A 26,016-nucleotide genomic window follows, 5' to 3' on the forward strand; every position below is an offset into this window, starting at 1 on the left:
GGGCGAGCCCGACGGCGGCTCCAAGAAGGCTTCGGTCGAACCGCACGAGCAGACCGAGGTCCGCGCCGTGGTGAGCCCCGTACCGTACTCCACCGTCGCCCGCGCGACGTACCAGGGTGGATGGCGCACCGGCTACAAGGACTGAGCCGACTGCAGGACCCGAGGGGCCCGAGCTTCCGCTCGGGCCCCTCGCACCATTGATAGCCTCACTCTGAGCATGACGACGGGAACCAGATGAGCCTGCGATACGCGCTACTCGCGCTCCTTCGGGTGGGACCCTTGTCGGGCTACGACCTGCAGAAGCAGTTCACGCAGTCCGTCGGCCACGTCTGGCACGCCCCCGACTCGCAGATCTACCCCGAGCTTCGCAAGATGGAGAATGAAGGCCTGATCGAGGGTGAGGAGCAGCCCCGCGGTGAGCGCGGGACCCGCAAGGTCTACCACGTCACACCCGCCGGCGAAGAGGCCTTCCTCGCTTGGATGCAGTCACCGCTGGACTACTCGCGCGTACGGGATCCTGCGCACCTGCGGGCGGCCTACCTCGAGACCACGACGCCCGAGGCGGCGCGCGCGTTCCTGCGTTCCCACATCGCGCAGTGGGAGCGGGAGCTCGAGCAGTGGGAGGGCGAGCTGCGACACATCGCGGCTCTGTCCAACCCGATGCTCGTACGACGACTGGCCGCGACCCCTGCCGCCGAACATGAGCGCACCATCGCGTGGAAGCGGTTCACCTACGAGGGCCTCGTCGATCGCGCCCGCGCCGAGATCGCCTGGGCGCTGCGGGGGCTCGCCCTGGTCGACGAGCTCGAGCGTCAGTAGACGTACTCCATCAGGTCGATGCCGAGCGTGCGGAACGCCTCGTGCGCGCGCAGTCGATGCACGATCGACAGGTCGTCGAAGCACACGATGAGCGCGTAGGCCAGGCCCGCACGTGGACCGGCGAGCACGCCCGCCTCGGCGCGCACACCCGCGTCGCGCCCCGTCTTGTTGATGAAGAGCAGGCCGTGGTCGTCGTCGTCGTGGGCGAAGGGGTCGAGACCGGTGGCCGAGGCGGCGAGCGAGAGGTCGTGGTTGAGGCTGAGCCACTCCGCGACCTGCGCGCTGACCGACGCGTTCACGAGTGTGGTGTTCACGAGCGCGGCGAACACCTGGGCGAGCTCGCGGGCCGAACCGAGCGCGAAGTGCGGAGCATCGTCGGGACCCCGCGCATCACGCAGGCGGTCGAGCAGCGCGACACGCTCGAGTCCGAGGGAGTCGATCCGCGCATGCACGGCGTCGATGCCGACACGATCGAGCAGCAGGTTGGAGGCGAGAGCGTCGCCCGACGCGGCGACCAGCACCGCGAGATCCGCCAGCGGCAGTGCCGGCGCCTTGAGGTGGCGCCAGATGCCGGGGCCGCCGACCTCCTCGACGCGCGAACGCTCGACGATCTCGAGCGGGTCGAGGGTGCCCGCATCGAAGCCGGCCGCGACCTCGATCAGCAGCGGGACGGCGCCGAGCCCTCCGACGGGGTGGGTGATGTGATCGTCGCCCGCCATGGCGACCGTGCCTCGGTCGAGGTCGACCACGTGCACCGAGACCCGCACCCCCGAAGCGGCGAGCGCCTCGAGCGCCCGCATGGTCGAGGAGAACGAGCGCCTCCCCGCGGCGGCACGTCGCGACGTGCGACGACTGCCGCGGCGCGTGGCGCGCTGAGGTGAGGTATCGCGGATCGGCTCAGGGGGCGTGCCCACGAACGGTGTCCTTCCCTAGAGGAGCGGTTCGAGCTGTGCGAGGTGCGGTGGTGCAGATATTCGGTTGTCGGGGTGCCCGGCACCGCGCCCCCAGGCGCGCGACGCGGGCGGAAGGTCACCAGATGGTGACGCGCTCACTCTCCGCGAGCCAGAGCTCGTCGCCCTCGTTGACGTCGAAGGCCTCGTAGAACACGTCGATGTTGCGCACGATCTGATTGCACCGGAACTCGTTCGGCGAGTGCGGATCGATCGTCAGCAGGCGGATGGTCTCGGCATCCCGACCCTTCTGCTGCCAGATCTGCCCCCACGACAGGATGAGGCGCTGGATGCCGGTGAACCCGTCGATAACCGGCGCGTCGGCATCGCCCAGCGAGAGCTCGTACGCCTTGAGCGCGATGCCGAGTCCGCCGAGATCGCCGATGTTCTCGCCGATCGTCAGCGCGCCGTTGACGTGATGCTCGGGCAGGCCCCGGGGGGAGAGCGCGTCGTACTGCGCGATGAGGTTCTTCGTGCGCTGCTCGAAAGCCTCCCGGTCACGCTCGGTCCACCAGTCCTGCAGGCGCCCGTCGCCGTCGAAACGGCTCCCCTGATCGTCGAAGCCGTGCCCGATCTCATGACCGATCACCGCGCCGATGCCGCCGTAGTTGGCCGCGGCATCCCGTTCGGCGTCGAAGAAGGGGTACTGCAGGATCGCGGCGGGGAAGACGATCTCGTTCATGAGCGGGTTGTAGTAGGCGTTGACCGTCTGCGGAGTCATGTACCACTCGTCGCGGTCGATCGGCCCGCCGACCTTGCCCAGCTGCCGATCGTGCTCGGCCACGTGGGCGCGGCGCACGTTGCCGACGAGGTCGGCGGGGTCGATCTCGAGCGCGGCGTAGTCTCGCCACTTCGCCGGGTAGCCGATCTTCGGGGTGAACCTGGCGAGCTTGTCGAGCGCTCGTTCGCGGGTCTCGGGGCTCATCCAGGGCAGCGTCTGGATGCTCCGGCGATACGCCTCGATGAGGTTCGCGACGAGGTCGTCCATCGCCTCCTTCGCCGCGGGCGGGAAGTGGCGTTCGACGTAGACCTTGCCGATCGCCTCGCCGAGCGCCGCCTCGGCCAGGCCCACGCCGCGCTTCCACCGCTCCCGGTTGACGGGGACCCCGGTCAGCTGCGTGCCGTAGAACGCGAAGTTCTCCTCGACGAAGTCATCCGAGAGGAAGGCCGCGGCCCCGTGCACGATCTTGAAGCGCAGCCACGCCTTCCACTCATCGAGTCGCTCCGCGACGAGCAGCGCGCCGAGACCTTCGACGAAGCTCGGCTGCGACACGACGATCTCGGCGAAGGCGCTCTCGTGCTCGGGCGCCACGGCGGCGAGCCACGGTGCGAGGTCGGCGCCGGCGAGGGCCTGCAGCTCGTCCCACGTCACGAGGTTGTAGGTGGCCACGGCGTCACGGCTGCGCACGTTGTCCCAGTGGTGGGTGGCGAGCTCGGTCTCGATGGCGAAGACGCGATCGGCCTCGGCCGCGGTGTCGTCGACACCCGCGAGCGCGAACATCTTCTCGATGTGCGCACGGTAGGCACCGCGCAGCTCCTCGAAGTTCGGCAGACGGTAGTAGCTCTCATCGGGCAGCGAGAGACCGCCCTGGATGATCGCCGGGACGTACCGCTCGGGGTTTCCGGGGTCGGGCTCGACGTACAGCCCGAACAGGCCGCCGACACCGCTGCGCTCGAGGTCGCCGACCGCCCGGAGCAGGCTCGGGATGCTGTCGATCCCCTCGACCCGCGCCAGCTGCGCGGCGATCGGCTCGGCGCCCCGCTCGGCGATGCGGTCGGTGTCCATGAAGCTCGTGAACAGGTCGCCGATCTTGCGCGCCTCGGATCCGGGCTCCGCCTGCTGCGACTCCACGACGATCTCGCGGACGTGCTTCTCGGCCTGCTCGGCGAGGAGATGGAACGATCCCCAGCGCGCCTTGTCGTCGGGGATCTCGGTTCTCTCGATCCAGGCGCCGTTGACGTGGCGGTAGAGGTCGTCCTGGGGTCGGATCTCGGGGCTCAGGTCATCGAGCGCGAGACCGGAGCGAAGAGCGTCGGTCATGCTGTCCAGGATAGGCCGACCCCCGCGGCTCGCCCGCGCCGCGCGGGTGAACGCATAGTGACGTCCCAGGCGCGGGCTCGCCCTCACCCGCGGCCGACGGCGTCGGCATAGTCATCGGGCGACAGCATCCGCACGCCCTCGTCGTGCAGCACGAACTGCCCGCGCAGGTGCACCTCGCTCTCGCGGCAGACCTGCGCCATCGCCCGCGCCCACGTGCGTTCGTCGACCCCGAAGCGCGAGGGGCCGACGCGCTCCCACACCAGCACGACGCTCGCCGCGCCCGTCGCCTCGACGATGTAGCGCAGGCGGTGCCCGAGGTCGCGGGCGAAGGCGAGGTCTGCGGTGCTCGGACTCTCGCTGGGATGCGGCGGGTAGTCATCACACGGCATCAGCGGATCGATGAGGCGTCCATCGGCGTCGAGGAAGATCAGCCACAGCTGCCGGGGGTTGATGGCGTGCTGCAGCAGGAGGCCGAGCACCTCGTCGAGGTCGTCGTCACGGGTCAGGATGCGGTCGCGGGCGAGTCGGTGATCGATGTCTGTCATGCGCCCAGCATCCCGAGCCGTGCGGTCGCGGCCGGACCCTGCCCGGGGTTTCGTGCAGAGCAGGCGGAGGCGCGCGGCTGGGGAGGAGCGACCGCCCGGCGGCGACGTTCACCATCCCCGCCCTTGCTCCGCTCTCGCTCCGCTGTCGCGACATGCGGGTGCGCCGCCGCGACACCCGCAACATGCGACAGGTGAACGACCCGGCCGGACGCCGCACCACGCACGGCGACGGGATGCCGGGGCTCGATCCCACCCCCGGCCCTACGGCTTCTAGGCTCGAGGGGTGACGAGCACGAGCGAGGGACGGCGGCTGAACCGCAGCATCCTGCGCCTGGCCGTGCCGGCGCTCGGCGCCCTCGTCGCCGAGCCGCTGTTCCTCATCACCGACTCGGCGCTCGTCGGACATCTGGGCGTCGACCCGCTCGCGGGCCTGGGCATCGCCTCGGCGGTGCTGCAGACGATCGTCGGCCTGATGGTGTTCCTCGCGTACTCCACGACGCCCGCCGTCGCGCGCCGTCTGGGCTCCGGCGACCCGAGCCGCGCGGTCTCGGTCGGCATCGACGGCATGTGGCTCGCACTCGGCGTCGGCGCGGTGCTCGCGCTGCTCGGGTGGCTCGCGACGCCCTGGCTCGTGGGGGCGTTCGGTCCCACGCCCGAGGTCGCCGCGCAGGCCGAGACGTACCTCGGCCTGTCGATGGGAGGCCTCCCCGCGATGCTCATCGTCTTCGCGGGGACCGGCCTACTGCGCGGCATGCAGAACACCCTCACGCCGCTGTGGATCGCCGGGCTCGGCTTCGCGGCCAACGCCGGCCTGAACTGGCTGCTCATCTACGGCTTCGGCTGGGGTATCGCGGGCTCGGCGATCGGAACTGTGCTCGCACAGTGGGGCATGGTGCTGGCCTACGTCATCGTGATCGGCCGACTTGCGCGCCGGCATGACGCCTCGGTACGCCCGCAGCGCGACGGCGTGCGCGGATCGGCGCGGTCGGGGGGCTGGCTGTTCCTGCGCACCGTAAGCCTGCGCGCGGCCCTGCTGCTCACCGTCGCCGCCGCGACCCGGATGGGGCCCGAGGAGCTCGCCGGATACCAGGTCGTCTTCACCATCTTCTCGGCCGCCGCCTTCGCGCTCGATGCGCTCGCGATCGCGGCGCAGGCGCTCGTCGGCAAAGGCCTCGGCGCCGGCGACGTGCCGCAGGTGCGCCGCGTGCTCGCGCGCACCCTGGGGTGGGGCGCGTGGTTCGGCGTGATAATCGGGGCGGTGATCGCCGTCTTCTCCCCGGTCATCGGCCTGCTGTTCGCGGGCTCGGAGTTCCTCGCCGCGCTCATCCTTCCCGCGCTCATCGTGCTCGCGATCGCGCAGCCCGTGAGCGGCCTGGTCTTCGTGCTCGACGGTGTGCTCATCGGCGCGGGCGATGCCAAATACCTCGCCTATGCGGGAATCGCCAACCTTGTGCTGTTCCTCCCGGCGCTGGGCATCGTCGCCCTCACCGGGATCGACGGCGCCGCGGGCCTCGCGTGGCTCGCCGGCACGTTCTTCGTCGTCTACATGTGCGCCCGGCTGCTCACCCTCGGGTACCGCGTGCGCGGCACACACTGGCTGCGGGTCGGCGCCGCCTGACGGCACGCGCGGTGCGGATGGGGCGACATCCGCACGACCCGGTCTCGCCCCGACACCTCACGGGCCCCACCCGCACACTCCCGCACCAGGACTCGTGCAGATGTCACCTCATGCGGCGCGCATCGCCCCGTACGCGCCGTCTCACGCGTGCCGGCGGCACCATTCGTACATGACGACGGCCGCCGCCGCGCTCGCGTTGATCGAGCGGGTCGACCCGTACTGGGTGATCTCCACGACCCCGGATGCTGCCGACACGGCCTCCACCGAAAGCCCCGGGCCCTCCTGTCCGAACAGCAGCACGCACCGCCGCGGCAGGTCCGCACGGTCGACGGGCACGGCGCCGGGGACGTTGTCGATCGCGAGGATCGGCAGGTCGTGGGACCGCGCCCACGCGGTGAAGGTCGCGACGTCCTCGTGATGCATGACGTGCTGGTATCGGTCCGTGACCATCGCGCCCCGGCGATTCCAGCGACGACGACCGATGATGTGCACCGTGTCGGCGAGGAAGGCATTGGCGCTGCGCACGATCGACCCGATGTTCATGTCGTGCTGCCAGTTCTCGATCGCGACGTGGAAGCCGTGCCGGCGGGTGTCGAGGTCCGCGACGATCGCGTCCATCGACCAGTAGCGATAGCGGTCGATCACGTTGCGCCGGTCGCCCTCGGCGAGCAGCGCACGCTCGAAGCGCGGGTCGTCCGGCCACTCGTCGGGGGTGCCCGGCCAGGGGCCCACGCCGACGGGCAGCTCCGGTTCGGGCGAGGCGCCGCGCACGGGGTCGGGCGTCGGCGCGGGATCGGTCTCGGGGGCGGTCTCGGTCACCGGGTCAGCGTATCCGGGGGCTCCGGGTGTTGAGCGGGCGCAGCGAGACGAAAGGCCCCGAACACCACGTTTCGTCTCGTTGCGGCGCTCCTCGCTCAGCGCCCGGACGCAACGCGGGTATTTCGGTCAGCCGAAAGATTTGGTACGGTTTCGGCGTGCCGAAAGATTCAGGGATGCTGCAGACCGCGACCCCGACGCCCACTCCGCGTCGCGCGCCCAGCACGCCGCGCCTGGCGTGGCTGATCGGCCCGGCCCTCGTCGCGGGCGTCGCCTACCTCGACCCCGGCAACGTCGCGAGCAACATGACCGCCGGCGCGCAGTACGGATACCTGCTCGTCTGGGTCGTCGTCATCGGCAATGTCATGGCCTGGCTCATCCAGTACCTCTCGGCCAAGCTCGGCATCGTGACGGGCGAGAGCCTTCCCGAGGTGCTGGGCCGCCGCATCCACCGCCCCTGGGCGCGCCGCGCCTACTGGCTGCAGGCCGAGCTCGTCGCCATGGCCACCGACATCGCCGAGGTCATCGGCGGAGCCGTCGCGCTGTATCTGCTCTTCGGCATCCCCCTCGTGTGGGGCGGCGCGATCACCGGCGTCGTCTCGATCGCCCTGCTGATGCTGCAGTCCCGGCGCGGACCGCGTCCTTTCGAGAACGTCGTGATCGGGCTCATGGTGATCATCGCGATCGGGTTCGCGGCGGGTGTGTTCGTCGGCCCGCCCGAGGCCGCAGGTGTCGTCTCGGGGTTGGTGCCGCGGTTCGAGGATGCCGGATCGGTGCTGCTGGCAGCATCCATCCTGGGCGCGACGATCATGCCGCACGCGATCTACGCCCACTCCGCGCTCGCTCGCGACCGGTTCGCGCCGGCGCCGGCATCCGCCGCCACGACCCCGGCCGGCCCCCGCCGCGACCCCGTCTCGCGCACACGCCTCGACGCCGCCGAGCTCGAGCAGCTGCGGGGCGTCGGCACGCGCCGACTGCTGCGCGCGACGAAGTGGGACGTGACGATCGCGATGGCGGTCGCGGGCACCGTGAACCTGTGCATCCTGCTGCTCGCCGCCGCGAACCTCGCCGGCATCCCCGGGACCGACAGCCTCGAGGGTGCGTACGCGGCCCTGCAGGCCGGCCTCGGCCCGCTCATCGCGACGCTCTTCGCCGTCGGGCTGCTCGCGAGCGGCCTGGCCAGCACGTCGGTCGGGGCCTACGCGGGAGCCGAGATCATGCACGGCTTGCTGCGCGTGCGCATCCCGCTCCTCGCGCGCCGGCTCGTGACGCTGCTGCCGGCCCTCGCGATCCTCGCGATCGGCTTCGACCCCACCCTCGCGCTCGTGCTCAGCCAGGTGGTGCTCTCGTTCGGCATCCCGTTCGCGCTCGTGCCGCTCGTCACGCTCACCGCGCAGCGGCGCACCCTCGGGGAGCACCGCAACCGCGTCTTCACGACGATCGCGGGGATCGCCTCGTCGGTCTTCCTCATCACGCTCAACGGCGTGCTGCTCTGGCTCGTCTTCACGGGCGCGTGAGGGGGGCGGGTACCCTGAACCGGTGGCACCCGCGAGCTCCGTGGTCGATGACTACCTCAAGACGATCTACCACCACACCGAGTGGCAGGATCGTCGCATCACGCCCTCGCAGCTCGCCGGAGAGCTCGGCCTCGCCCCCTCGAGCGTCACCGAGATGGTGCAGAAGCTCGCCGCGCAGGGCCTCGTCACCCACCGTCCGTACGGTCCGGTCTCCCTCACCCCGGCGGGCGAGGCGCGGGCCAAGGCCGTCGTGCGCCGGCACCGCCTGATCGAGACCTGGCTCGTGCGCGAGTTCGGCTACTCCTGGGACGAGGTGCACGACGAAGCCGAGGTGCTCGAGCACACCATCAGCGACCGGCTGCTGCGCGGCATCGACGAGCGCCTCGGACACCCCCGGTTCGACCCCCACGGCGATGCGATTCCGGATGCCGAGGGCAACGTCGCGCGCGAGGGCTTCGTGCTGCTGCGCCATGCCGTTCCGGGGGCGGTCGGGCGGGTGCTGAGGGTCAGCGACCGCGACCCCGCGCTGCTGCGCGCCGTCGAGGAGTCGGGTGTGACGATCGGTGCGATCGCGACCGTGATCGATGCAGCGCACCTCTCGATCGCGGGCGAGACGGTGGCGCTGCCCACGGGCGCCGACCACGCCATCTGGCTCAGCCTCTGACGCGCGCCCGCCGCCGCGCTGGGATGCGCCCTGCGCTCCCCGGCACCCCGCGCATGGATGTCCCGATTTCTGTCGGCCGGCGTCGCCGCGGCCGACAGAAATCGGGACACGCACAGGCTCTCAGGGCCAGCGCACCCCGGCGGTCTGCTCGCAGAACGACCAGAGCTCCGCCGCCCGGGCCGCGTCCCGCGACACCGGCGCGACACGGGCGGGGCGCGGCATCCCCTTCATGATCCACGCCGGGCCCCATGCGCTGCCGCCGGCCGCCGCCGGATCGGTCAGCGCGCGCACGGGCGCCCACGCGCCGTGCGCCTTGGACTGCGTGATCGGCGCCTGCAGGTTCGCGCCGAACCGCTTCAGACGCGAGGGGGTGTTCACCCCCGGGATGCCGGCGGTGCGGCCGCCGACCGAATAGCCGGGGTGGGCGATCACGCTGGTCACGGGCACGTCCGCCGCCCGCAGCCGTCGATCGGCCTCGAGGCCCAGCGCCTGCGTCGCGACCTTCGACTGCACATAGGCCCGCCACGGCGTGTACCCCTGCTCGAGCTGGGGATCCTCGGGAACATACCGCCACATCGAGGTCGACATGCTGCCGAGCCACACCATTCGTCCGCCGCTCGCGCGGCGCAGCGCCGGCAGCAGGGAACCCGCGAGTGCGAAGTGTCCGAGGACGTTCGTCGCGAACACGATCTCGACGCCGTCGCGCGTGAGGGTACGCTCGGCGGGCGGATGCACGATCCCGGCGTTGAGCAGGACACCGTCGAGCCGCTGCCGCGCGCCGACGGTCGCCGAGGCGGCCCGGACAGATCCGAGGTTGCTGGTGTCGAGCAGGAGCGATTCGACGGATGCACCCGGCAACCGCCGCATCAGCGCGGCGCGGGCGGCGGCTAGACGGTTCGGGTTGCGGCCCGACATGATCACGTGGGCGCCGGCGCGGGCCAGCTGTTCGCTCGAGAAGAAGCCGAGCCCGGCGTTCGCGCCCGTCACGAGGTAGACGCGGCCGTGCTGCGACGGGATGTTCCGCGGGTCCCAGCCCGCGCGCGCGGCACTCACACTCCCGACACTACGGCCAGCCCGCCGCAATAGGCTGAGGCCATGCCCGAAGGCCGCCCGCACACCGTGCACAACCGCACCCGCTCCGACATCGAATGCTGGCTGACAGACATGGACGGCGTGCTCGTGCACGACAACCGCCCGGTCCCCGGCGCCGCCGAGCTGCTCGCCCAGTGGCGCGACGCCGGCACCCCGTTCCTCGTGCTGACGAACAACCCCATCTTCACGCCGCGCGATCTGAGCGCACGGCTGCGCGCATCAGGCCTCGACGTGCCGGAGGAGCGCATCTGGACCTCCGCCCTCGCGACGGCCGACTTCCTGCGCTCTCAGCTGCCCGGGGGCAGCGCCTTCGTCATCGGCGAGGCGGGGCTGACCACCGCGCTGCACGAGGCGGGGTACATCATGACCGAGTCGCAACCGGACTACGTCGTCGTGGGCGAGACCCGCCAGTACTCCTTCGAGGCGATCACCAAGGCGATCCGATTCATCAACGCCGGTGCGCGGTTCATCGTCACCAATCCGGATGCGACGGGTCCGACACCCGCGGGCGTCGTGCCCGCCACGGGGGCGTTCGCCGCACTGATCACGAAGGCGACCGGCAAGGAGCCCTACGTCGTCGGCAAGCCCAACCCGATGATGTTCCGCTCCGCGCTCAACCAGATCGGCGCGCACTCCGAGACGACCGGCATGATCGGCGACCGCATGGACACCGACATCGTCGCGGGCATCGAGGCAGGCCTGCACACCGTGCTCGTGCTGACCGGCATCAGCGATGCGGCCGAGATCGAGCGCTACCCGTTCCGGCCCGACGAGGTGCTGGACTCCGTGGCCGATCTGGTCGCCGACGAGCCCGCCGAATCGGAGCTTCCCGAGCTGCTGTAGCGCAGCATCCATCGAAGCAGGAGGAGAGCGTGAATCAGCAGGACCTGCTGTTCGGGGCGACCACCCTGATCCTCGTGGGCACGCTCGCGGTGTGGATCATCGCGTGGGTGCGCGGGCGCGGTCGCGACCGGGACTGACGGCGATCTGGCGCGGCCTGACGCGGCCTGGCGCGGCCTGACGCGGCCTGACGCGGCCTGACGCCCGAGCCGACACGATCTGACGCCGAACCTACATTTTTGCAGCGAAGCACCACGCGTCGGATGGTGTCTCGCTGCAAATATGTGGGTTCGGGGCATCGCCGTGCCGGCGCGATGCCCCGGCATCGCCGCCCGCGGCTACTGCGGCGCGAGGCCCAGATCGTCGAGGTCGATCGAGCCGAGCCAGGTGAGCCCCTCGGCCTCGACCGCCGCCTGTGCACCCGTCTTGCGATCGACGATCACGGCGACGGCGACCACCTCGGCGCCCTCGCGACGCAGCACCTCGACCGCCTTGAGCGCGGACTGCCCGGTGGTCGAGGTGTCCTCGACGACGACGACGCGTTTGCCGGCGACATCCGCGCCCTCGATCTGGCGTCCGCGACCGTGATCCTTCGGCTCCTTGCGCACGACGAAGGCATCGAGCGGACGACCCGCACGCACCGACTCGTGCATGACGGCGTTGGCGATCGGGTCGGCGCCGAGGGTCAGACCGCCGACGGCGACGACGTCCGGGATGCTGTCGATCAGATCGAGCACGAGACGCCCGATGGTCGGCGCTGCACGGTGGTCGAGGGTCAAACGCCGCATGTCGACGTAGTACGACGCCTTCTTGCCACTCGAGAGCGTGAAGTCGCCGTGGAAGACGGCCTCGGCGCCGATGAGGGCGATGAGGGCCTGGCGGTCGGATTCGAGCTCGGGCGTGGAAGCGGCGGTCATGGCCCCGAGTCTAGGGCGGCGGCACCGGGAGGTCGGCGCCGCTCGGTCGAGGTCGGCGGTCGGTCGTAGGCTGGAGCAATGCGTCTGGCGACCTGGAATGTGAACTCGATCCGTGCGCGCGTGACCCGAACGGTCGAGTTCGCCGTCCGCGAGGGCATCGACGTGCTCGCCATGCAGGAGATCAAGTGCAAGCCCGAGCAGTTTCCCTACGCCGAGTTCGAGGCCGCCGGCTACGAGGTCGTCGCCCACGGACTCAACCAGTGGAACGGCGTCGCGATCGCGAGCCGCGAGCCCCTCACGGACGTCTCACATGCCTTCAGCGGCATGCCCGGTTTCGCAAAGGGTCTCGAGGGCCCGGATCAGCCGCTCGAGGCCCGAGCGATCGGCGCGACGGTCGGCGGCGTGCGGGTCTGGAGCCTGTATGTGCCCAACGGCCGCTCGCTCGATGACCCGCACTACCTCTACAAGCTCGACTTCCTCGGCGCGCTCGCCCAGCACACGCGCGACGAGCTCGCCCGAACACCCGATCAGGCCCTCGCGCTCGTGGGCGACTTCAACATCGCGCCCACCGACGACGACAACGGCGACCCGACGGTGATCGAGGGCGTGACGACGCACGTGTCCGAGCCCGAGCGCGCCGCGTTCCGCGAACTCGAAGCCGCCGGCCTGATCGACGTCGTGCGCCCGCTCGTGCCCACCGGATACACCTATTGGGACTACAAGCAGCTGCGCTTTCCCCGCAACGAGGGTCTACGCATCGACTTCATCCTGGGGTCGCACACGCTCGCGCAGGCCGTGACAGGGGCGTCGATCCACCGCAACGAGCGCAAGGGCGAGATCCCCAGCGACCATGTGCCCGTCGTCGTCGACCTCGATCTGGGTGCGTCCGACGACGACGTGCCGATGATCTTCGGCTGATTCGGCGCGCACCGACCGGCCCATCGGCTCGCCGCAGACCGGCCCACCGGCGCGTCGCACACCCGCGCGGCGGGACCCGCCCTGAGCCCGTCGAGGGGCGGCGCTCGAGCCTCAGTCGTCCGAACTCGGGGAGCACCCCGGCGGCTCGGAGTTGCCGCTGATCGTGAAGTCCTCGCACGTGAGGAATCCCGCGTGGTTGAGCCCCAGCACGAACGATCCGACCGCGATGGCGGTCACCACCCCCGCGACGAGCATCCGCTGGCTCAGCGGGCTGCCCTTGCCGAGGTCGGGCCACGCGATGTGCAGCAGCACCCAGAGCGAGAACGGCATGCCGATCAGCACGGCGATGATCGCGATCAGGTCGATGAGGAAGACCGTGAGATCGGTCGTCGAATCGTCGAACGCGAACGACAGCGCGATCCAGACGGAGGGCAGCAACAGCAGCGTCGCCCGCAGCAGGCGCGCCCCCACGGGCCGTCGCTCGACGAGCACGACGACGAATGCCGCCGTCGATGCCGCCCACAGCGTCATCAGCTGCTCGAAGAAGACCTCACCCCAGACGCCGAGCGTGAACGCCGGCCACCAGACGACGACCGAGATGCCGATCGTCACCACCCCGAGCGGGATCTCCCGGCGCCGTGCGCGGGGATCGTCCCGACGCCGAGAGGGCGCTGGTGGCGGGGATTGCGGCGCGGAATCCGACACGTCGGCACGCTAGCAGACGCCTCGTGCCGGCGCCGTGCGGCTCAGCCCTGGTCCTGCCCCGCCATATACGCCTCGGGCCCGGCCTCGGCAGCGGCCGGATCCATGTGCAGGAACTCGAGGATGTTGCCGTCCGGATCCTCGAGATCACGGGAGTACATGAATCCGTAGTCCTGGCCCGGGCGAGGCTCCGTGCCGCCCGCGGCCAGGCCCGCGTCGACGATCGCATCGACCTCCGCTCGCGTGTCGCGGCTCAGCGCGATCAGCGCCTGCGCGTGGGTCTTCGCATCGGTCACCTGCTTGTCGGTGAACGTGGCGAAGTACTCACGCGTCAGCACCATCAGGTAGATCTCGTCCGACACGACGACACAGGCGGCGTTCTCGTCGGTGAACAGCGGATTGATCGTGAATCCGAGCGCCGTGTAGAACTGTTTGGCACGGTCGAGGTCGGTGGTCGGCAGATTGACGAAGATGTTCGTGGACAAGAGGGGCCCCTTCCGCGCCCGCCGGACCCTCTCCCGCAGGCTCAGCGAGATACTCGCGAACGCCGGGCGCCCGTGTCAACCACCCGGCGGCGCGGTATCCCCCGCGCGAGGGATGCTGTGGCCACAGCATCCGCATAGCGTTGACGCATGACCACCCCGGCGCCGCCCCTCGTCCGCCGCGCGCCCACGGCGAGGGACCTGCGCAATGACGTGATCCTCGCCGTCACGCTGCTGCTCGGCGCCGTGATCAGCGCGGGACTCTCGTCGGTCGCGCAGATCTACGGCGACGATCAGGCCGACCTGGGCTGGGCGCTGGTCTACGCCGCGGCGCTGACCCTGCCCCTCGCGCTGCGGCGCCGTTTTCCGGCGACCGTGGCGGTCATCGTCTCGGTGCTGTACTTCATCGCGGTGACGTTCCGGGTGCCCGAGATCTACGTCGGCAACATTCCGGTGTTCATCGCGATCTTCACCATCGGCGCGTGGATCGACGATCGACGCCGCGCGATGCTCGTCCGCGTGCTGATCATCGTCGGCATGTTCGTGTGGCTCATGGTCACGACGTTCCAGTCGGCGACCGCGCCGACCGAGGAGGGTCTGTCGAGGGCGGGCGTGTTCTCGCCGTTCGTCGCGTTCATGCTGATCCAGTTCTTGATCAACGCGCTGTTCTTCGGTGGCGCGTACTACATGGGTGATCGGGCATACACCGCCGCCCTCGAGCGGGCGGCGCTCGAGGAGCGCACGGCCGAGCTCGAGCGGGAGCGCGAGGTGACGGCGGCGCAGGCCGTCGCGCTCGACCGGGTGCGCATCGCCCGCGAGCTGCACGATGTCGTGGCACACCATGTGTCGGCGATGGGTGTGCAGGCGGGCGCCGCCCGTGCGGTGCTCGAGCGCGACCCCGATGCCGCGCGGCACGCTCTCTCGGGTGTCGAGACGTCGGCGCGCGAGGCCATCCGTGATCTGCGGCACCTTCTCGACACGCTGCGCACACCCGCCGACAACGACGGGGCGGACACGTCGACGGTCGGCGACGCCGACGGTCCCTCGACCGTCCGGCTCGACGCTCTGCCCGAGCTCGTCGAGCGCGCGGCGCAGACCGGACTGCCCACCTCCTTCGCGGTGTTCGGCGAGCCGGCGCCCGTCCCCGCGCTGGTGGAGCTCAACCTGTACCGCATCGCGCAGGAGGCGCTGACGAACGCCCGCCGGCACGGCGGTCCCGGGGCGAGCGCCGATGTGCGCCTGCGGTACGGCCCCGACGCGATCGAGCTCGAGGTGACCAACACGGGCGCAACCCGCAGCACCCCGTCGGTCACCGGCCTCGGGCTCGTCGGCATGCGCGAGCGCGCGGCCGCATCGGGCGGTTCTCTCGAGACCGGCCCGCGAGAGCGCGGTGGCTACCTCGTGCGAGCCCGCATACCGCTGGCCGCTCTCGATGACGCGCAGGTGAGCTCGTGAACGGCGTGCGCGTGCTGCTCGTCGACGATCACGCCGTGATGCGGGCGGGGTTCCGGATGATCCTCGAGGCGGCCGGCGGCATCGCGGTGGTCGGGGAGGCGTCCACGGGCGGCGAAGGCGTGGCCGCTGCGCGGCGACTGCGCCCCGACGTGATCTGCATGGACGTGCAGATGCCCGACATGGACGGGCTCGAGGCCACCCGCCGTATCGTCGGCGACCCGGACATTCCGTCGGCGGTGCTGGTGGTCACGACTTTCGACCGCGACGACTACCTCTTCCGCGCCCTCGAGGCCGGGGCGAGCGGATTCCTACTCAAGAACGCCGGCCCCGAGGAGCTCGCGAGCGCCGTGCGCGTCGTCGCATCGGGCGATGCGCTGCTGGCGCCCGAGGTGACGAGGCGCGTCATCGAGCGCTTCGCGTCGGCATCCGTGTCCGGCGGTTCGCCGGCCCCCGCGCCGGCGGACGCCGTCGGGGCGGTCGGGGCGGTCGGGGCGGCGATCGACCGGGTCGCCGCTGCGGGCCTGACCGACCGAGAGGCCGAGGTGCTGCGCCTGCTCGCGCAGGCTCTCAGCAACGCCGAGATCGCCGAGCGCCTCTTCATCGGCGAGGCGACCGTCAAGACGCACGTGTCGAATGTGCTGCAGAAGCTCGGCGCACGCGACCGCGTCGCCGCGGTCGTGTGGGCGCACCGGAACGGGGCCGCGTAGGCGCGGCACGCGCCCGCGACGTTCATCGGGTCCGCGCGGCGCGCGGTGTTGGGCGCGGTGTTCGGTACTCGGCGGACAACACTCCGGATGGATCGGCGCGGTGTTCGGTACTCGGCGGACAACACTCCGGAAGGATCGGCGCCCTGCATCGGTCCGGTTCGTCCAGGACTGGCTGACGCCACATCGCTCCGGAATGTTGTCGCGTCGGACTCGACGATGTCGGCAGCGCGGCGCGCGGGGTGCCCTTCGACAAGCTCAGGGCACGCCCGACCGGCAGGGGCACGCCCGACCGGCAGGGGCACGCCCGACCGGCAGGGGCACGCCGACCGGCAGGGCACGCCGACCGACAGGGCACGCCGACCGGCAGGGGCGCGTCCGAGCACAGCTCAGGGCGCGCCCCGCGGGATCAGGCTGCGACGGCGGCGCGCTCCTCGGCCGGCACGTACCGGTCGATCAGGGCGACGAAGGCGTCGAGGTAGGAGACGAGGAACGCCGCGGTGCCCTCGTTGGTGACCTCGCCGTCGGCGGTGAACACACCGGGCACGTACTGGATGAAGCCCTCGGGCTGGCCCAGCACGGGGGCGTTGAAGTGGGTCAGAATCGCCTTGAGGTGCTGCTGGGCGGCGGCGGTCGAGATGGGACCCTGCGAGGTGCCGATGACGGCGGTGGGCTTGCCCGAGAACGACATGTCGCCGTAGGGGCGCGTCGACCAGTCGAGCGCGTTCTTGAGCACGCCCGGGATCGAACGGCTGTACTCCGGAGTCAGGATGATGACGCCGTCGACGTCGGCGATCGACTGCTTGAAGTCCTTCGCGACCTGGGGGAAGTCAGCCTCGAGGTCCTGCGAGTAGAACGGCAGCTGGGCGATCGGGATCTCGACGAGGGTCGTGCCCTCGGGGGCGAGGCGCTCGAGGGCCTTGGCCAGGTGGCGGTTGATAGACGTCGACGACAGGCTTCCGACGATGTAGCCGATGGTGCGCGTGCTCATGGCAGCTCCTTACGTGCGAGGCGGCCCATCCACCGGGTCCGCCATGGATGTTCCATCGGGCTCCAAGCGAGAGCGGCCGAGATCTATTCCGACGAATGCGAGTGTTTCTCGTGTTCACGACTCTCCTCCCTGCGGGGGAGTCCACGTCCCGCCCACCGGGGGATGTCATGGCCGCCGACTCTCCGTAGCGTGAGACGCACACGATAGGAGAGGGATGCCGATGCTCGAGCTGCGGGGGATCACCAAGAGTTACGCGGGCCGGAGGGTGCTCGACGACGTCTCGTTCGACGTCGCGGAGGGGCGCCTGACCGGCTTCGTCGGCGGCAACGGCGCCGGCAAGACCACGACGATGCGCATCGTGCTGGGCGTGCTCGCCCGCGACGGCGGCACCGTGGCCCTGGATGGGGCGGCGTTGACGGCGGCCGATCGCCGCCGGTTCGGGTACATGCCCGAGGAGCGCGGCCTCTACCCGAAGATGAAGGTGCACGAGCAGATCACCTACCTCGCGCGGCTGCACGGCTTCTCGAAGACGGATGCCGCCACCCGCGCCCGCGCACTTCTCGAGCAGCTCGGACTCGGCGAACGTCTGGGCGACCTCGTCGAAACCCTCTCGCTCGGAAATCAGCAGCGCGCGCAGATCGCGGCGGCGCTCGTGCACGACCCCGAGGTGCTGATCCTCGACGAGCCGTTCTCGGGACTCGACCCCCTGGCCGTCGACGTCGTCGCCGGCGTGCTGCAGGCGCGCGCCGCGGCCGGTACCGCGGTGCTCTTCTCCTCGCACCAGCTCGATGTGGTGGAGCGGCTGTGCGACGACCTCGTCATCATCGCCGGCGGCACGATCCGCGCCGCCGGCCCCCGCGACACCCTGCGCGCCGAGCACTCCTCCCCGCGGTTCGAGCTCGTCTCCCGCGGAGACGCGGGCTGGCTCCGCGACGAGCCAGGTGTGCAGGTCGTGTCGTTCGACGGCGGATACGCGGTCTTCGACGTCGATGACGACGCCACCGCGCAGCGGGTGCTGCGCCGGGCCGTCGAGCACGGAGACGTCGCCAGCTTCGCACCGCAGCATCCCACCCTCGCCCAGATCTTCAAGGAGGTCATCCAGTGAGCACCGCCACCAGCCCGCGCAGCGCCGCGCCTCCCGCCCCGTCCACCGCGCAGAGCGTGTGGCTCGTCGCCGAGCGCGAGATCGGCTCGAAGCTGCGTTCCAAGGCGTTCGTCATCTCGACGCTCATCCTGTTCCTCGTCGCGCTCGCGGCCGTGGTGTGGGGCGGTTTCCAGGCGCAGGACACCAGCGGCACCCCCGTCGCCGTGACCGCCGATGCGCCGGCCGAGGTCTCCTCCGTCGCGGGACTCGAGGTGACCGAGGTACCCGACCGTGCCGCCGCCGAGGCGCTCGTCACGGAAGGCACGGCCGATGCGGCGATCGTGGGCGATCCGAGCTCGCCCACGGGATTCGCGATCATCGCGGAGTCCTCGGTGCCTTCGAACCTCGTGCTGCTGCTCTCGCAGTCGCCACCCGTCGAGCTGCTCGATCCCGACCAGACCGACAGCCTGCTGCGGTACTTCGTCGCGCTCGCGTTCGGCATCGTGTTCCTCATCGCCGCGTCGACGTTCGGCGGGACGATCGCCCAGAGCGTGGTGGAGGAGAAGCAGACCCGCGTCGTCGAGATCCTCATCTCGGCCATCCCGACCCGGGCGCTCCTGGCCGGCAAGGTGATCGGCAACACGATCCTCGCGATGGGCCAGATCATCGTGCTCGCCGCGATCGCGATCGTCGGCCTCACCGTCACGGGCCAGGGCGCCGTGCTGCAGGGGCTCGGCGGGCCCATCGCGTGGTTCGCGGTGTTCTTCTTCTTCGGCTTCGTGCTGCTCGCGGCGCTCTTCGCAGCGGCCGCTGCGATGGTCTCGCGTCAGGAGGACGTCGGCTCGACCACGACCCCGCTGATCCTGCTCGTGATGGCGCCCTACTTCCTCGTCATCTTCTTCAACGACAACCCACTCGTGCTGACGATCATGTCGTACGTGCCGTTCTCGGCCCCGGTCGGAATGCCGATGCGGCTCTACCTCGGCGAGGCCCAGTGGTGGGAGGCGCTGATCTCGCTGGGGATCCTCATCGCCACGTGCGTCGGCGCGAACTGGGTCGGTTCGAAGATCTACGAGAACTCGCTCCTGCGCATGGGCGCCCGCGTCAAGCTGAGCGAGGCGCTGCGCGGCTGAGCGCGCGACATGTGAAAGGACGAGGGATGTCGGCCCCCCGGCATCCCTCGTCTGCTCAGGTCATCTCGATGACCGAGATGACGTTTCGCGCCGGATCGAGGAACCACGCGATCGCGGGCCCCAGGTCGCGGTTGATGCCCTTCGGATCCGTCGGGAAGTCGGCGTCGTCGTAGATCTTCGTGACGACCCCCTTGCCGTTGAGCTCATCGACCGCGGCGTCGATGTCGGAGACCGGAAGGTTCAGCACCGTGAAGCTCGCGGGCTCGTGATCGTCCTTCGGGTAGATGAAGACGTGCGCGTCGCCGCCGAGCCGCACATCCAGTCCCATCTCGGGCATATCTTCGACGTCGAAGCCGAGCGTGTCGCGGTAGAAGGCCAGGGCGGCGGGGATGTCGTCGACCGAGAAGCTGCTGAACGGCTGGGCCGTGGTGAACATGAGATCCTCCTCGAGTTGTCTCCCCCGATTCAGGGTCCTCCCCCGTGCGGGCCCTGTCCAGAGGCTCAGCGCTCGACGAGCACGCCGTCGGCGTCGGCCCACACGTGCGCACCCGGGCGGAAGGTGACGCCCGCGATCACGACCGGCACATCCACATCGCCCGCGCCGTCCTTGGCGCTCTTGCGGGGGTTGGATCCGAGCGTCTTGACCCCGATCGGCAGCTCGCCGATCGCCGCGCGATCGCGGATCGCTCCGTGCACGATGATGCCGGCCCAGCCGTGGCGCACCGCCGAGGCGGCGATCAGATCTCCGACGAGGGCGGACTCGAGCGAACCGCCGCCGTCGATCACGAGCACCGCACCATCGCCGGGCGTCGCGAGCGTCGTCTTCACCAGCGCATTGTCGCGGTGGCAGCGCACGGTGCGCACCGGGCCGTCGAAGACCACGCGGCCCCCGACATCCTGCAGCTGGAGCGAGAGCGAGTCCAGAGCGTCGCCGCGCTCGTCGTAGAGGTCTGCCGTCGAGATGCCCATGTCCCGACGGTACGCGGGGGATGCTGTCATCGGACCACCGCGTCGGCGTGAAGATTCGTGTGTCTTCCGTCTGTGTCAACCCGACCCGCGCACGCCCTGGGCATGGTTACTCTGAGGCATGCCCGCCCACATCCTCGGCATCGGCACCGCGACGCCGCCCACCGTCATCACGCAGACCGACGTGCGCGACCTGTTCCTCGCGCAGCCCGGCACCGACCGGCTCACGTCGCGGCTCATCGGAGCCGCCTTCGATCAGTCCGCGATCGACACACGTCACACGGTGCTCCCCGAGCTGGTGAGCGGCGGGTCTGCGTTCATCGACGCGGACTCACGTGCCGTCGCCGCTCCCCTGACGGGCGCACGCAACGACGTCTACATCCGCGAGGCTCCGGCGCTGTTCGCCGCGGCGTCCCGCGATGCCCTCGACCGGGCGCGCGTGCCGGCATCCGCCATCACCCACGTGGTGACGGCGTCGTGCACGGGATTCTTCGGGCCCGGGCCCGACTTCCGGCTCGTGAAGGATCTGGGCCTGTCGAGCACGGTCGAGCGCGATCATCTCGGCTTCATGGGCTGCGCGGCGGCGTTCCCCGCCCTGCGCAGCGCATCGCGCATCTGCGCGGCCGATCCCTCGGCCGTCGTCCTCGTCGTGTGCGGCGAGATCTGCACGATCCACATCCGCGTCTCGAACGACCCCGAGCAGATCGTCGCATCGGCGGTCTTCGCCGACGGCGCCGCGGCCGCGGTCGTCTCGGCCGCGCCCGCGCCGGACGCCCGCACCCTCGAGCTCGACGGCTTCGGCACGGCCCTCACCCGCGAGGGGGAGGACGAGATGCGCTGGATCATCGGAGACCACGGCTTCGAGATGACCCTGACGGCCGAGGTGCCCCGCGTCATCGGGCGCGAGGTCCACTCCGCGCTCGCCCCGCTCCTCGCGCGCGCGGGCGCGGCCATCGACGCGTGGGCCGTCCACCCCGGCGGACGCAGCATCCTCGATCGCGTCGAGTCGGCGCTCGCGCTGTCCCCGGGCGCCCTGCGGCACTCCCGTGAGGTGCTGCGCGAGTGCGGGAACATGTCGTCGGCGACCGTGCTGTTCATCCTGAAGCGGATGCTGGAGCACGAGGATCTACGCGATGCCGATCGGGTGCTGGGCGTGGCCTTCGGGCCGGGACTCACGGTCGAGTCGGCGCTGCTGCGGGCGCGCGTACCCGCGGCAGCGCGCACCGCGACGCTCGCCGCCGCGGGCACGGGCGTCGCGGGATGATCACCGCGCCGCTCGTGCGCCGCGACACGGAGCTGCGCGAGATCATGGACGATCCGCAGTGCGATCCGGTGCGCCTGCGCCGCACCCTCGAGCGGTTCGGGCTGATCAATCGGCTGGTCGCGGGCTGGGGTGGTGTCTATCGGCGGCACGTCCGCCCACAGCTGCTCGCGCGGGGCGGGGGCGATGCACGGATCCTCGATATCGGTTGCGGGGCGGGCGACGTGCTGCGCGGACTCGTCGCGCGCGCGCGCGCCGACGGCTTCGCGGTAAGCGGTCTCGGGCTCGATCCGGACGATCGGAGTCTGCGGGTCGCGCGCGACGCGCGTCCCATGCCCGGAGTGGAATACACGCTCGGACGCAGCGGCGACCTCGCCTCCCGTGGCGACCGCTTCGACGTCGTGGTCTCGAATCATCTGCTGCACCATCTGAGCGATCCCGAACTGACCTCGGTGCTCGCCGACTCGCGAACGCTGTCACGGGGAGTGAGCCTGCATTCCGACATCCACCGGTCGGCTCTCGCGTACGCGGGCTACGCGATCGCTGTTGTACCCCTGGCATTCGGGTCGTTCTTGCACACCGACGGGCTGCGTTCCATTCGGCGCAGTCACACGGCGTTCGAGCTCGAAGGCGTGCTCCCGGCGGGGTGGCGGGTCGAGCGGCCCGCTCCGTTCCGACTGCTCGCCGTCAGCAGGGCCCGGGACTGACCGTGCACGACGTCGCGATCGTGGGGTCGGGGCCCGTGGGCACTCTGCTGCAGGCGGAGCTTGCCCGCCTCGGCGTCGATGCGACGGTTCTCGAGCGCCGCGCCCGGCCGACGGCGGGCAGCCGCGCCGTCGGCGTGCACGCGGCCGCCCTGACGGCGCTCGAGGCGTCGGGCGCGACCGCACGCATCCTGGACTGCGCCCTGCGGGTGACCCGCGGCGAGGCCCGCGCCGCGGGCTCGCTCGGCGTCGTGCGCTTCGACCGGGCGGGAGCGCGGCATCCCTATGTCGCGACCCTCCCGCAGTCCTCCACTGAACGAGCCCTCGCCGAGACCGCTGTCGCGTGGGGCGCCTCGGCCGTTGTGCGGGGATGCGCCGTGGAGCGCGTGGAGGACGGCCACGGATCGGTGCGCCTGCGCGTGCGCCGGGGTGAGGCCGACGGGGTGGAGCACGCCCGGATCGTGGTCATCGCGACCGGCTCGGCGGGCCGTGCCGTCTCCTCTCTGACCGCCGCCGCGCGCACCCGCACCTATCCCGACCGGTACGTCATGACGGACGCGCCGGACGCGACCGGGGAGGGCCCCACCGCGGTTGTGCACCTGCACCCGGACGGGGTGCTCGAGTCCTTCCCGCTGCCGGAGGGGATGCGGCGCTTCGTCGCCTGGCAGGGGGCCCGGGATGCCGATGCCGATCCCGCCGGGTGGCTGCGCGGTGCGATCGCACGACGCGCGGGCTCGACGCAGGCGGCGACCGTCGTGACCGCGGCGACGACCTTCGGTGTGCGCCGCGCGCTCGTGCCGCACATGCGCGACGGGCGCGTCTTCGCGATCGGCGACGCCGCGCACGAGGTGAGCTCCATCGGCGGACAGGGCATGAATCTCGGCCTCGTCGACGCCGCGACCCTCGCCCCGCTGCTCGCGTCGTGGGTGCACTCCGGCGATGCTCCCGACGCAGAGCTGCGCGAGTGGGATCGCCGCCGGCGCCGCGCCGCAACCACCTCGGCGCGAATCGCGGCGGCCAACACCGTCATCGGGCGCGCCGTCGGACCTCTCGCTCATCGTGCGCAGACGACGGCGCTGCGCGGCATTCTGCGCTCTCCCGCGGCGGATATTCTCGCGCGGGCATACTCGATGGGCCTCGACCCGGGATGAGGGTGCGGCGGGTGTTACAGGCCCGCACTCGTGGCTGCGAGCTGCAGTGCGAGCAGTAGCGCCGACACCATGACAAGACGGAACACGGTTCGGTCGGGGGCGCGCAGGGCACGCAGGAGCCCCGCCGCGGCGACAGCGAGCACGAGGACGCAGCCCGCGATCGAGATGACCGCTGCAAGAAGCGAGGGCTGCAGCACCCAACCGCCGACGAGCACGGCGAGCGCACCGATCGCGACCGCCGCGAACGCCGTGACCGCCGAGGCGCGGGCGCCGATGCGGTGCGGCAGGCCGCGCACGCCCGTGCGGGCATCGTCGTCGAGGTCGGGCAGCACGTTGGTCAGATGCACGGCCGCGCCGAGGGCGGCGCCGGCGATCCATGCCCACGCGGGGGCGAGGCGCGCGGGGTCCGCCGCGAGGGTCGCCAGCGATGGGAAGATCCCGAAGCTGAGCACGAACGGCGCGAGTGAGAACACCGAGCGCTTGAGCACGATGTTGTACGCCCACGCCGACACGAGGAACGCCGCGTGCGCGACGAGGAAACCGGGGCCGAGCAGCGCCGAGAGCACGAGGGCGGCCGCGACCGCGGCGGCGGTCGCGACCCAGACCGTCCGCACGCCGATCTCGCCCCGCGCGATCGGCTTATCGGTACGGCCGACGGTGCGATCCCGGCCGGCGTCGATCGCGTCGTTCGACCAGCCGATCGAGAGCTGACCCGTGAACACCGCGCCCACCAGCAGCGCGAGCGCCCCCGGCGAGACTCCGGCGGCCAGACCGAGCAGCAGCGACAGCGTCGAGACGACGACCGTCGGGCCCGGGTGGCACGAGCGCCAGAGCGCCGCGGCGCTTCTCATGCGCGGGATGCTGTGGCCACAGCATCCCCCCGCTCTGTGCTCTCGATCACCCGGCCACCCTACCGGCGGCGGCGCGCGCGGTCGAAGCTCCACGCCCCCGCGCGCCCGGCGCTTCCCGGCGCCCTCCATCCGCCGCCCCGCGCTCACCCACGTCCCCTGCTCCCCGGCGACGTCCACCCTCCCGCTACCCACCGAACCCACATTTTTGCAGCGAGCCACCACACGTCGATTGGTGGCTGGCTGCAAAAATGTGGGTTCGCGGGCTGGCGCTGGCCAGCGGGCCCGCGCGGGCGTGCGCGGGCCCGCTGGCGGTCGGGCGCGGGCGCCCGGGCGCGGGCGGGGTCGGGCGGGCCCGGGCCGGGGCCGCCGGGGTCAGTCCTCGATCAGCTCCGCCTCGATGACATCGTCATCGGATGACGGGGATGCTGTCGCCGCCGGCCCGTCGCTGGTCAGCACGAGCGCGGACCCGTCGGCGGCGACGTCCACCCGCACGACGTCGCCGTCGCGCACCCCGCCGCCCAGGATCGCCATCGCGAGGCGGTCCTGGATCTCGGACTGGATCAGTCGGCGCAGCGGACGGGCACCGAACGCGGGGTCGTACCCGCGCTCGGCGAGCCACGCCCGGGCGTCGGGGGTGACCGCGAGCGTCAGCCGGCGATCGCGGAGCCTGCGCTGCAGCGCGAACACGGCCAGCTCGACGATCTGGGCCAGGTCGTCCTGCGTGAGGGCCTGGAAGATCACGATGTCATCGAGCCGGTTGATGAACTCGGGCTTGAACGCCTGGCGCACCAGCCCCTGCACGGCCTCGCGCTTCTGCTCGAGCGAGAGCGTCGGGTCGATGAGGATCGGCGAGCCGAGGTTCGACGTCAGGATGAGCAGCACGTTCTTGAAGTCGACCGTGCGGCCCTGACCGTCGGTCAGGCGCCCGTCGTCCATGACCTGAAGCAGCACGTCGAAGACCTCGGGGTGAGCCTTCTCGACCTCGTCCAGCAGCACGACCGAGTACGGACGCCGCCGCACGGCTTCGGTCAGCTGACCGCCCTGCTCGTATCCGATGTACCCGGGAGGGGCACCGACCAGGCGCGAGACGGAGTGCTTCTCGCCGTACTCCGACATGTCGATGCGCACCATGGCGTGCTCGTCGTCGAAGAGGAACTCCGCGAGCGCCTTCGCCAGCTCGGTCTTGCCGACACCCGTCGGGCCGAGGAAGAGGAACGAGCCCGTCGGACGGTTCGGGTCGCTGATGCCCGCCCGCGAGCGACGGACGGCGTCCGAGACGGCCTTCACCGCCTCCTTCTGCCCGATCAGGCGCTTGCCGAGCTCGGCCTCGAGGTGCAGCAGCTTCTCGGTCTCGCCCTGCAGCAGCCGGCCGACGGGGATCCCCGTCCAGGCCGCGATGACCGCCGCGATGTCTTCGTCGGTGACCTGGTCATTGACCATCCGGCCCTCGCCGTCAGTCGACGCGTCGGCGCGCTCGGCCTCGATCAGCTGCCGCTCCAGCGCCGGGATCTCGGCGTAGAGCAGCCGCGACGCCTTCTCCAGGTTGCCCTCGCGCTGGGCGCGTTCGGCATCGACGCGCGCGGCATCGAGCCTGGTCTTGAGGTCGCCGACGAGGTTCAGCGACGCGCGCTCACGCTCCCACCGCGCCTGCAGCTCGCCCAGGCGAGCCTGCTGCGCCTTCAGGTCTTCCCGGAGCTTGGCCAGCCGCTCCTTCGTCGCGTCGTCCTTCTCCTTTTTCAGCGCCAACTCCTCGAGCTTGAGCCGGTCGACGTGCCGGCGCAGCTCGTCGATCTCG

The 26,016-nt window shown here is 71.1% G+C and carries 26 protein-coding genes; 13 read left to right on the forward strand and 13 right to left on the reverse strand.

Features of this window, described 5'->3' with window-relative positions:
• Positions 1 to 234: 234 nt before the first annotated feature.
• Positions 235 to 819 (forward strand): PadR family transcriptional regulator, encoded by a 585-nt coding sequence (locus DI573_RS05400; protein ID WP_292811465.1) that lies wholly within the window; start codon positions 235 to 237, stop codon positions 817 to 819.
• On the opposite strand, the gene DI573_RS05405 is transcribed toward DI573_RS05400, so the two are convergent.
• From DI573_RS05405 to DI573_RS05415, 3 genes are all read right to left on the reverse strand, one after another.
• Entirely contained in the window at positions 813 to 1,733 is a 921-nt protein-coding gene (locus tag DI573_RS05405) for a serine hydrolase (RefSeq protein WP_292811467.1), read from the reverse strand. The two genes, DI573_RS05400 and DI573_RS05405, sit on opposite strands and share 7 nt — an antisense overlap.
• Before the next feature lie 115 nt (positions 1,734 to 1,848).
• The gene (locus DI573_RS05410) at positions 1,849 to 3,810 is read right to left on the reverse strand and encodes a M13-type metalloendopeptidase (protein ID WP_292811470.1); all 1,962 of its coding nucleotides are present in this window, start codon (positions 3,808 to 3,810) and stop codon (positions 1,849 to 1,851) included.
• An 83-nt stretch (positions 3,811 to 3,893) separates the two neighbouring features.
• Positions 3,894 to 4,355 carry a hypothetical protein gene (locus DI573_RS05415; protein WP_292811472.1) on the reverse strand — a complete coding sequence of 154 codons (462 nt, stop codon included), beginning with the start codon at positions 4,353 to 4,355 and terminating at the stop codon, positions 3,894 to 3,896.
• A gap of 283 nt (positions 4,356 to 4,638) precedes the next feature.
• On the opposite strand from DI573_RS05415, the gene DI573_RS05420 reads away from it, so the two are divergent.
• Positions 4,639 to 5,973: an MATE family efflux transporter gene (locus tag DI573_RS05420; RefSeq protein ID WP_292811474.1), complete on the forward strand. Its 1,335-nt coding sequence runs from the start codon at positions 4,639 to 4,641 to the stop codon at positions 5,971 to 5,973.
• A 141-nt stretch (positions 5,974 to 6,114) separates the two neighbouring features.
• Here DI573_RS05420 and DI573_RS05425 read toward each other — a convergent pair whose 3' ends face one another.
• On the reverse strand, positions 6,115 to 6,744 hold the full coding sequence (locus tag DI573_RS05425; RefSeq protein ID WP_292811518.1) for a TrmH family RNA methyltransferase: 630 nt from the start codon (positions 6,742 to 6,744) through the stop codon (positions 6,115 to 6,117).
• A 221-nt stretch (positions 6,745 to 6,965) separates the two neighbouring features.
• Here DI573_RS05425 and DI573_RS05430 point away from each other — a divergent pair, with 221 nt between their 5' ends.
• Together DI573_RS05430 and DI573_RS05435 are read left to right on the forward strand one after the other, a co-directional pair.
• Entirely contained in the window at positions 6,966 to 8,306 is a 1,341-nt protein-coding gene (locus DI573_RS05430; RefSeq protein ID WP_292811476.1) for an Nramp family divalent metal transporter, read from the forward strand.
• Positions 8,307 to 8,328: 22 nt separating this feature from the next.
• Entirely contained in the window at positions 8,329 to 8,970 is a 642-nt protein-coding gene (locus DI573_RS05435) for a metal-dependent transcriptional regulator (RefSeq protein ID WP_292811478.1), read from the forward strand.
• A gap of 120 nt (positions 8,971 to 9,090) precedes the next feature.
• Here the strand turns inward: DI573_RS05435 and DI573_RS05440 are convergent, their stop codons facing one another.
• Positions 9,091 to 10,023: an SDR family NAD(P)-dependent oxidoreductase gene (locus DI573_RS05440; RefSeq protein ID WP_292811480.1), complete on the reverse strand. Its 933-nt coding sequence runs from the start codon at positions 10,021 to 10,023 to the stop codon at positions 9,091 to 9,093.
• Positions 10,024 to 10,065: 42 nt separating this feature from the next.
• Here DI573_RS05440 and DI573_RS05445 point away from each other — a divergent pair, with 42 nt between their 5' ends.
• Positions 10,066 to 10,905, forward strand: coding sequence for an HAD-IIA family hydrolase (locus DI573_RS05445; protein ID WP_292811483.1), 840 nt, complete (start codon positions 10,066 to 10,068; stop codon positions 10,903 to 10,905).
• Between the two features lie 335 nt (positions 10,906 to 11,240).
• On the opposite strand, the gene pyrE is transcribed toward DI573_RS05445, so the two are convergent.
• The gene (pyrE, locus tag DI573_RS05450; RefSeq protein WP_292811485.1) at positions 11,241 to 11,819 is read right to left on the reverse strand and encodes an orotate phosphoribosyltransferase; all 579 of its coding nucleotides are present in this window, start codon (positions 11,817 to 11,819) and stop codon (positions 11,241 to 11,243) included.
• 78 nt (positions 11,820 to 11,897) lie between these two features.
• Between pyrE and DI573_RS05455 the strand changes: the two genes are divergently transcribed.
• Positions 11,898 to 12,737, forward strand: a complete 840-nt coding sequence (locus tag DI573_RS05455) for an exodeoxyribonuclease III (protein ID WP_292811487.1) — start codon at positions 11,898 to 11,900, stop codon at positions 12,735 to 12,737.
• 111 nt (positions 12,738 to 12,848) lie between these two features.
• Here DI573_RS05455 and DI573_RS05460 read toward each other — a convergent pair whose 3' ends face one another.
• Together DI573_RS05460 and DI573_RS05465 are read right to left on the reverse strand one after the other, a co-directional pair.
• A complete protein-coding gene (locus DI573_RS05460) occupies positions 12,849 to 13,442 on the reverse strand; it encodes a hypothetical protein (protein WP_292811489.1) in 594 nt (197 codons plus the stop codon).
• A gap of 41 nt (positions 13,443 to 13,483) precedes the next feature.
• Positions 13,484 to 13,924: a VOC family protein gene (locus tag DI573_RS05465; protein WP_292811492.1), complete on the reverse strand. Its 441-nt coding sequence runs from the start codon at positions 13,922 to 13,924 to the stop codon at positions 13,484 to 13,486.
• A 147-nt stretch (positions 13,925 to 14,071) separates the two neighbouring features.
• Between DI573_RS05465 and DI573_RS05470 the strand changes: the two genes are divergently transcribed.
• Together DI573_RS05470 and DI573_RS05475 are read left to right on the forward strand one after the other, a co-directional pair.
• Positions 14,072 to 15,376 carry a sensor histidine kinase gene (locus tag DI573_RS05470; protein ID WP_292811494.1) on the forward strand — a complete coding sequence of 435 codons (1,305 nt, stop codon included), beginning with the start codon at positions 14,072 to 14,074 and terminating at the stop codon, positions 15,374 to 15,376.
• Positions 15,373 to 16,083, forward strand: a complete 711-nt coding sequence (locus DI573_RS05475) for a response regulator transcription factor (protein WP_292811496.1) — start codon at positions 15,373 to 15,375, stop codon at positions 16,081 to 16,083. Before DI573_RS05470 ends, DI573_RS05475 begins: the two co-directional genes overlap by 4 nt.
• A 406-nt stretch (positions 16,084 to 16,489) precedes the next feature.
• On the opposite strand, the gene DI573_RS05480 is transcribed toward DI573_RS05475, so the two are convergent.
• Positions 16,490 to 17,071: an NADPH-dependent FMN reductase gene (locus tag DI573_RS05480; RefSeq protein WP_292811498.1), complete on the reverse strand. Its 582-nt coding sequence runs from the start codon at positions 17,069 to 17,071 to the stop codon at positions 16,490 to 16,492.
• Positions 17,072 to 17,291: 220 nt separating this feature from the next.
• Here DI573_RS05480 and DI573_RS05485 point away from each other — a divergent pair, with 220 nt between their 5' ends.
• Both DI573_RS05485 and DI573_RS05490 read left to right on the forward strand, forming a co-directional pair.
• On the forward strand, positions 17,292 to 18,176 hold the full coding sequence (locus DI573_RS05485; protein ID WP_292811520.1) for an ATP-binding cassette domain-containing protein: 885 nt from the start codon (positions 17,292 to 17,294) through the stop codon (positions 18,174 to 18,176).
• The gene (locus tag DI573_RS05490; RefSeq protein WP_292811500.1) at positions 18,173 to 19,288 is read left to right on the forward strand and encodes an ABC transporter permease; all 1,116 of its coding nucleotides are present in this window, start codon (positions 18,173 to 18,175) and stop codon (positions 19,286 to 19,288) included. The genes DI573_RS05485 and DI573_RS05490 overlap by 4 nt, the downstream gene beginning before the upstream one ends.
• Before the next feature lie 55 nt (positions 19,289 to 19,343).
• On the opposite strand, the gene DI573_RS05495 is transcribed toward DI573_RS05490, so the two are convergent.
• Complete coding sequence (locus tag DI573_RS05495) at positions 19,344 to 19,724, reverse strand: VOC family protein (RefSeq protein ID WP_292811503.1); 381 nt, start codon at positions 19,722 to 19,724, stop codon at positions 19,344 to 19,346.
• Positions 19,725 to 19,789: 65 nt separating this feature from the next.
• Complete coding sequence (gene rraA / locus DI573_RS05500) at positions 19,790 to 20,257, reverse strand: ribonuclease E activity regulator RraA (protein ID WP_292811505.1); 468 nt, start codon at positions 20,255 to 20,257, stop codon at positions 19,790 to 19,792.
• Positions 20,258 to 20,375: 118 nt separating this feature from the next.
• Here rraA and DI573_RS05505 point away from each other — a divergent pair, with 118 nt between their 5' ends.
• The 3 genes from DI573_RS05505 to DI573_RS05515 are packed head-to-tail and all read left to right on the forward strand — an operon-like array spanning position 20,376 to position 23,370.
• Positions 20,376 to 21,518, forward strand: coding sequence for a type III polyketide synthase (locus tag DI573_RS05505; protein ID WP_292811507.1), 1,143 nt, complete (start codon positions 20,376 to 20,378; stop codon positions 21,516 to 21,518).
• Positions 21,515 to 22,222: a methyltransferase domain-containing protein gene (locus tag DI573_RS05510; protein WP_292811509.1), complete on the forward strand. Its 708-nt coding sequence runs from the start codon at positions 21,515 to 21,517 to the stop codon at positions 22,220 to 22,222. Before DI573_RS05505 ends, DI573_RS05510 begins: the two co-directional genes overlap by 4 nt.
• A gap of 2 nt (positions 22,223 to 22,224) precedes the next feature.
• The gene (locus DI573_RS05515) at positions 22,225 to 23,370 is read left to right on the forward strand and encodes an NAD(P)/FAD-dependent oxidoreductase (RefSeq protein WP_292811511.1); all 1,146 of its coding nucleotides are present in this window, start codon (positions 22,225 to 22,227) and stop codon (positions 23,368 to 23,370) included.
• 14 nt (positions 23,371 to 23,384) lie between these two features.
• Here DI573_RS05515 and DI573_RS05520 read toward each other — a convergent pair whose 3' ends face one another.
• Together DI573_RS05520 and DI573_RS05525 are read right to left on the reverse strand one after the other, a co-directional pair.
• Entirely contained in the window at positions 23,385 to 24,221 is an 837-nt protein-coding gene (locus tag DI573_RS05520) for a UbiA family prenyltransferase (protein WP_292811514.1), read from the reverse strand.
• Between the two features lie 372 nt (positions 24,222 to 24,593).
• Positions 24,594 to 26,016: AAA family ATPase (locus tag DI573_RS05525; RefSeq protein ID WP_292811516.1), on the reverse strand; the 1,423-nt coding region annotated here is incomplete at its 5' end.

Source organism: Microbacterium sp. (assembly GCF_003248605.1).
In the GTDB taxonomy this organism is placed as follows: Bacteria; Actinomycetota; Actinomycetes; order Actinomycetales; family Microbacteriaceae; genus Microbacterium.

Coding starts and splice junctions, on each gene's coding strand:
- DI573_RS05495 (WP_292811503.1), bottom strand. CDS start 19,724: ATGTTCACCACGGCCCAGCCGTTCAGCAGCTTCTCGGTCGACGACATC.
- pyrE (WP_292811485.1), bottom strand. CDS start 11,819: ATGACCGCCGCTTCCACGCCCGAGCTCGAATCCGACCGCCAGGCCCTC.
- DI573_RS05400 (WP_292811465.1), top strand. CDS start 235: ATGAGCCTGCGATACGCGCTACTCGCGCTCCTTCGGGTGGGACCCTTG.
- DI573_RS05520 (WP_292811514.1), bottom strand. CDS start 24,221: ATGAGAAGCGCCGCGGCGCTCTGGCGCTCGTGCCACCCGGGCCCGACG.
- DI573_RS05485 (WP_292811520.1), top strand. CDS start 17,292: ATGCTCGAGCTGCGGGGGATCACCAAGAGTTACGCGGGCCGGAGGGTG.
- DI573_RS05445 (WP_292811483.1), top strand. CDS start 10,066: ATGCCCGAAGGCCGCCCGCACACCGTGCACAACCGCACCCGCTCCGAC.
- DI573_RS05480 (WP_292811498.1), bottom strand. CDS start 17,071: ATGAGCACGCGCACCATCGGCTACATCGTCGGAAGCCTGTCGTCGACG.
- DI573_RS05455 (WP_292811487.1), top strand. CDS start 11,898: ATGCGTCTGGCGACCTGGAATGTGAACTCGATCCGTGCGCGCGTGACC.
- DI573_RS05505 (WP_292811507.1), top strand. CDS start 20,376: ATGCCCGCCCACATCCTCGGCATCGGCACCGCGACGCCGCCCACCGTC.
- DI573_RS05510 (WP_292811509.1), top strand. CDS start 21,515: ATGATCACCGCGCCGCTCGTGCGCCGCGACACGGAGCTGCGCGAGATC.
- DI573_RS05410 (WP_292811470.1), bottom strand. CDS start 3,810: ATGACCGACGCTCTTCGCTCCGGTCTCGCGCTCGATGACCTGAGCCCC.
- DI573_RS05470 (WP_292811494.1), top strand. CDS start 14,072: ATGACCACCCCGGCGCCGCCCCTCGTCCGCCGCGCGCCCACGGCGAGG.
- DI573_RS05430 (WP_292811476.1), top strand. CDS start 6,966: ATGCTGCAGACCGCGACCCCGACGCCCACTCCGCGTCGCGCGCCCAGC.
- DI573_RS05415 (WP_292811472.1), bottom strand. CDS start 4,355: ATGACAGACATCGATCACCGACTCGCCCGCGACCGCATCCTGACCCGT.
- rraA (WP_292811505.1), bottom strand. CDS start 20,257: ATGGGCATCTCGACGGCAGACCTCTACGACGAGCGCGGCGACGCTCTG.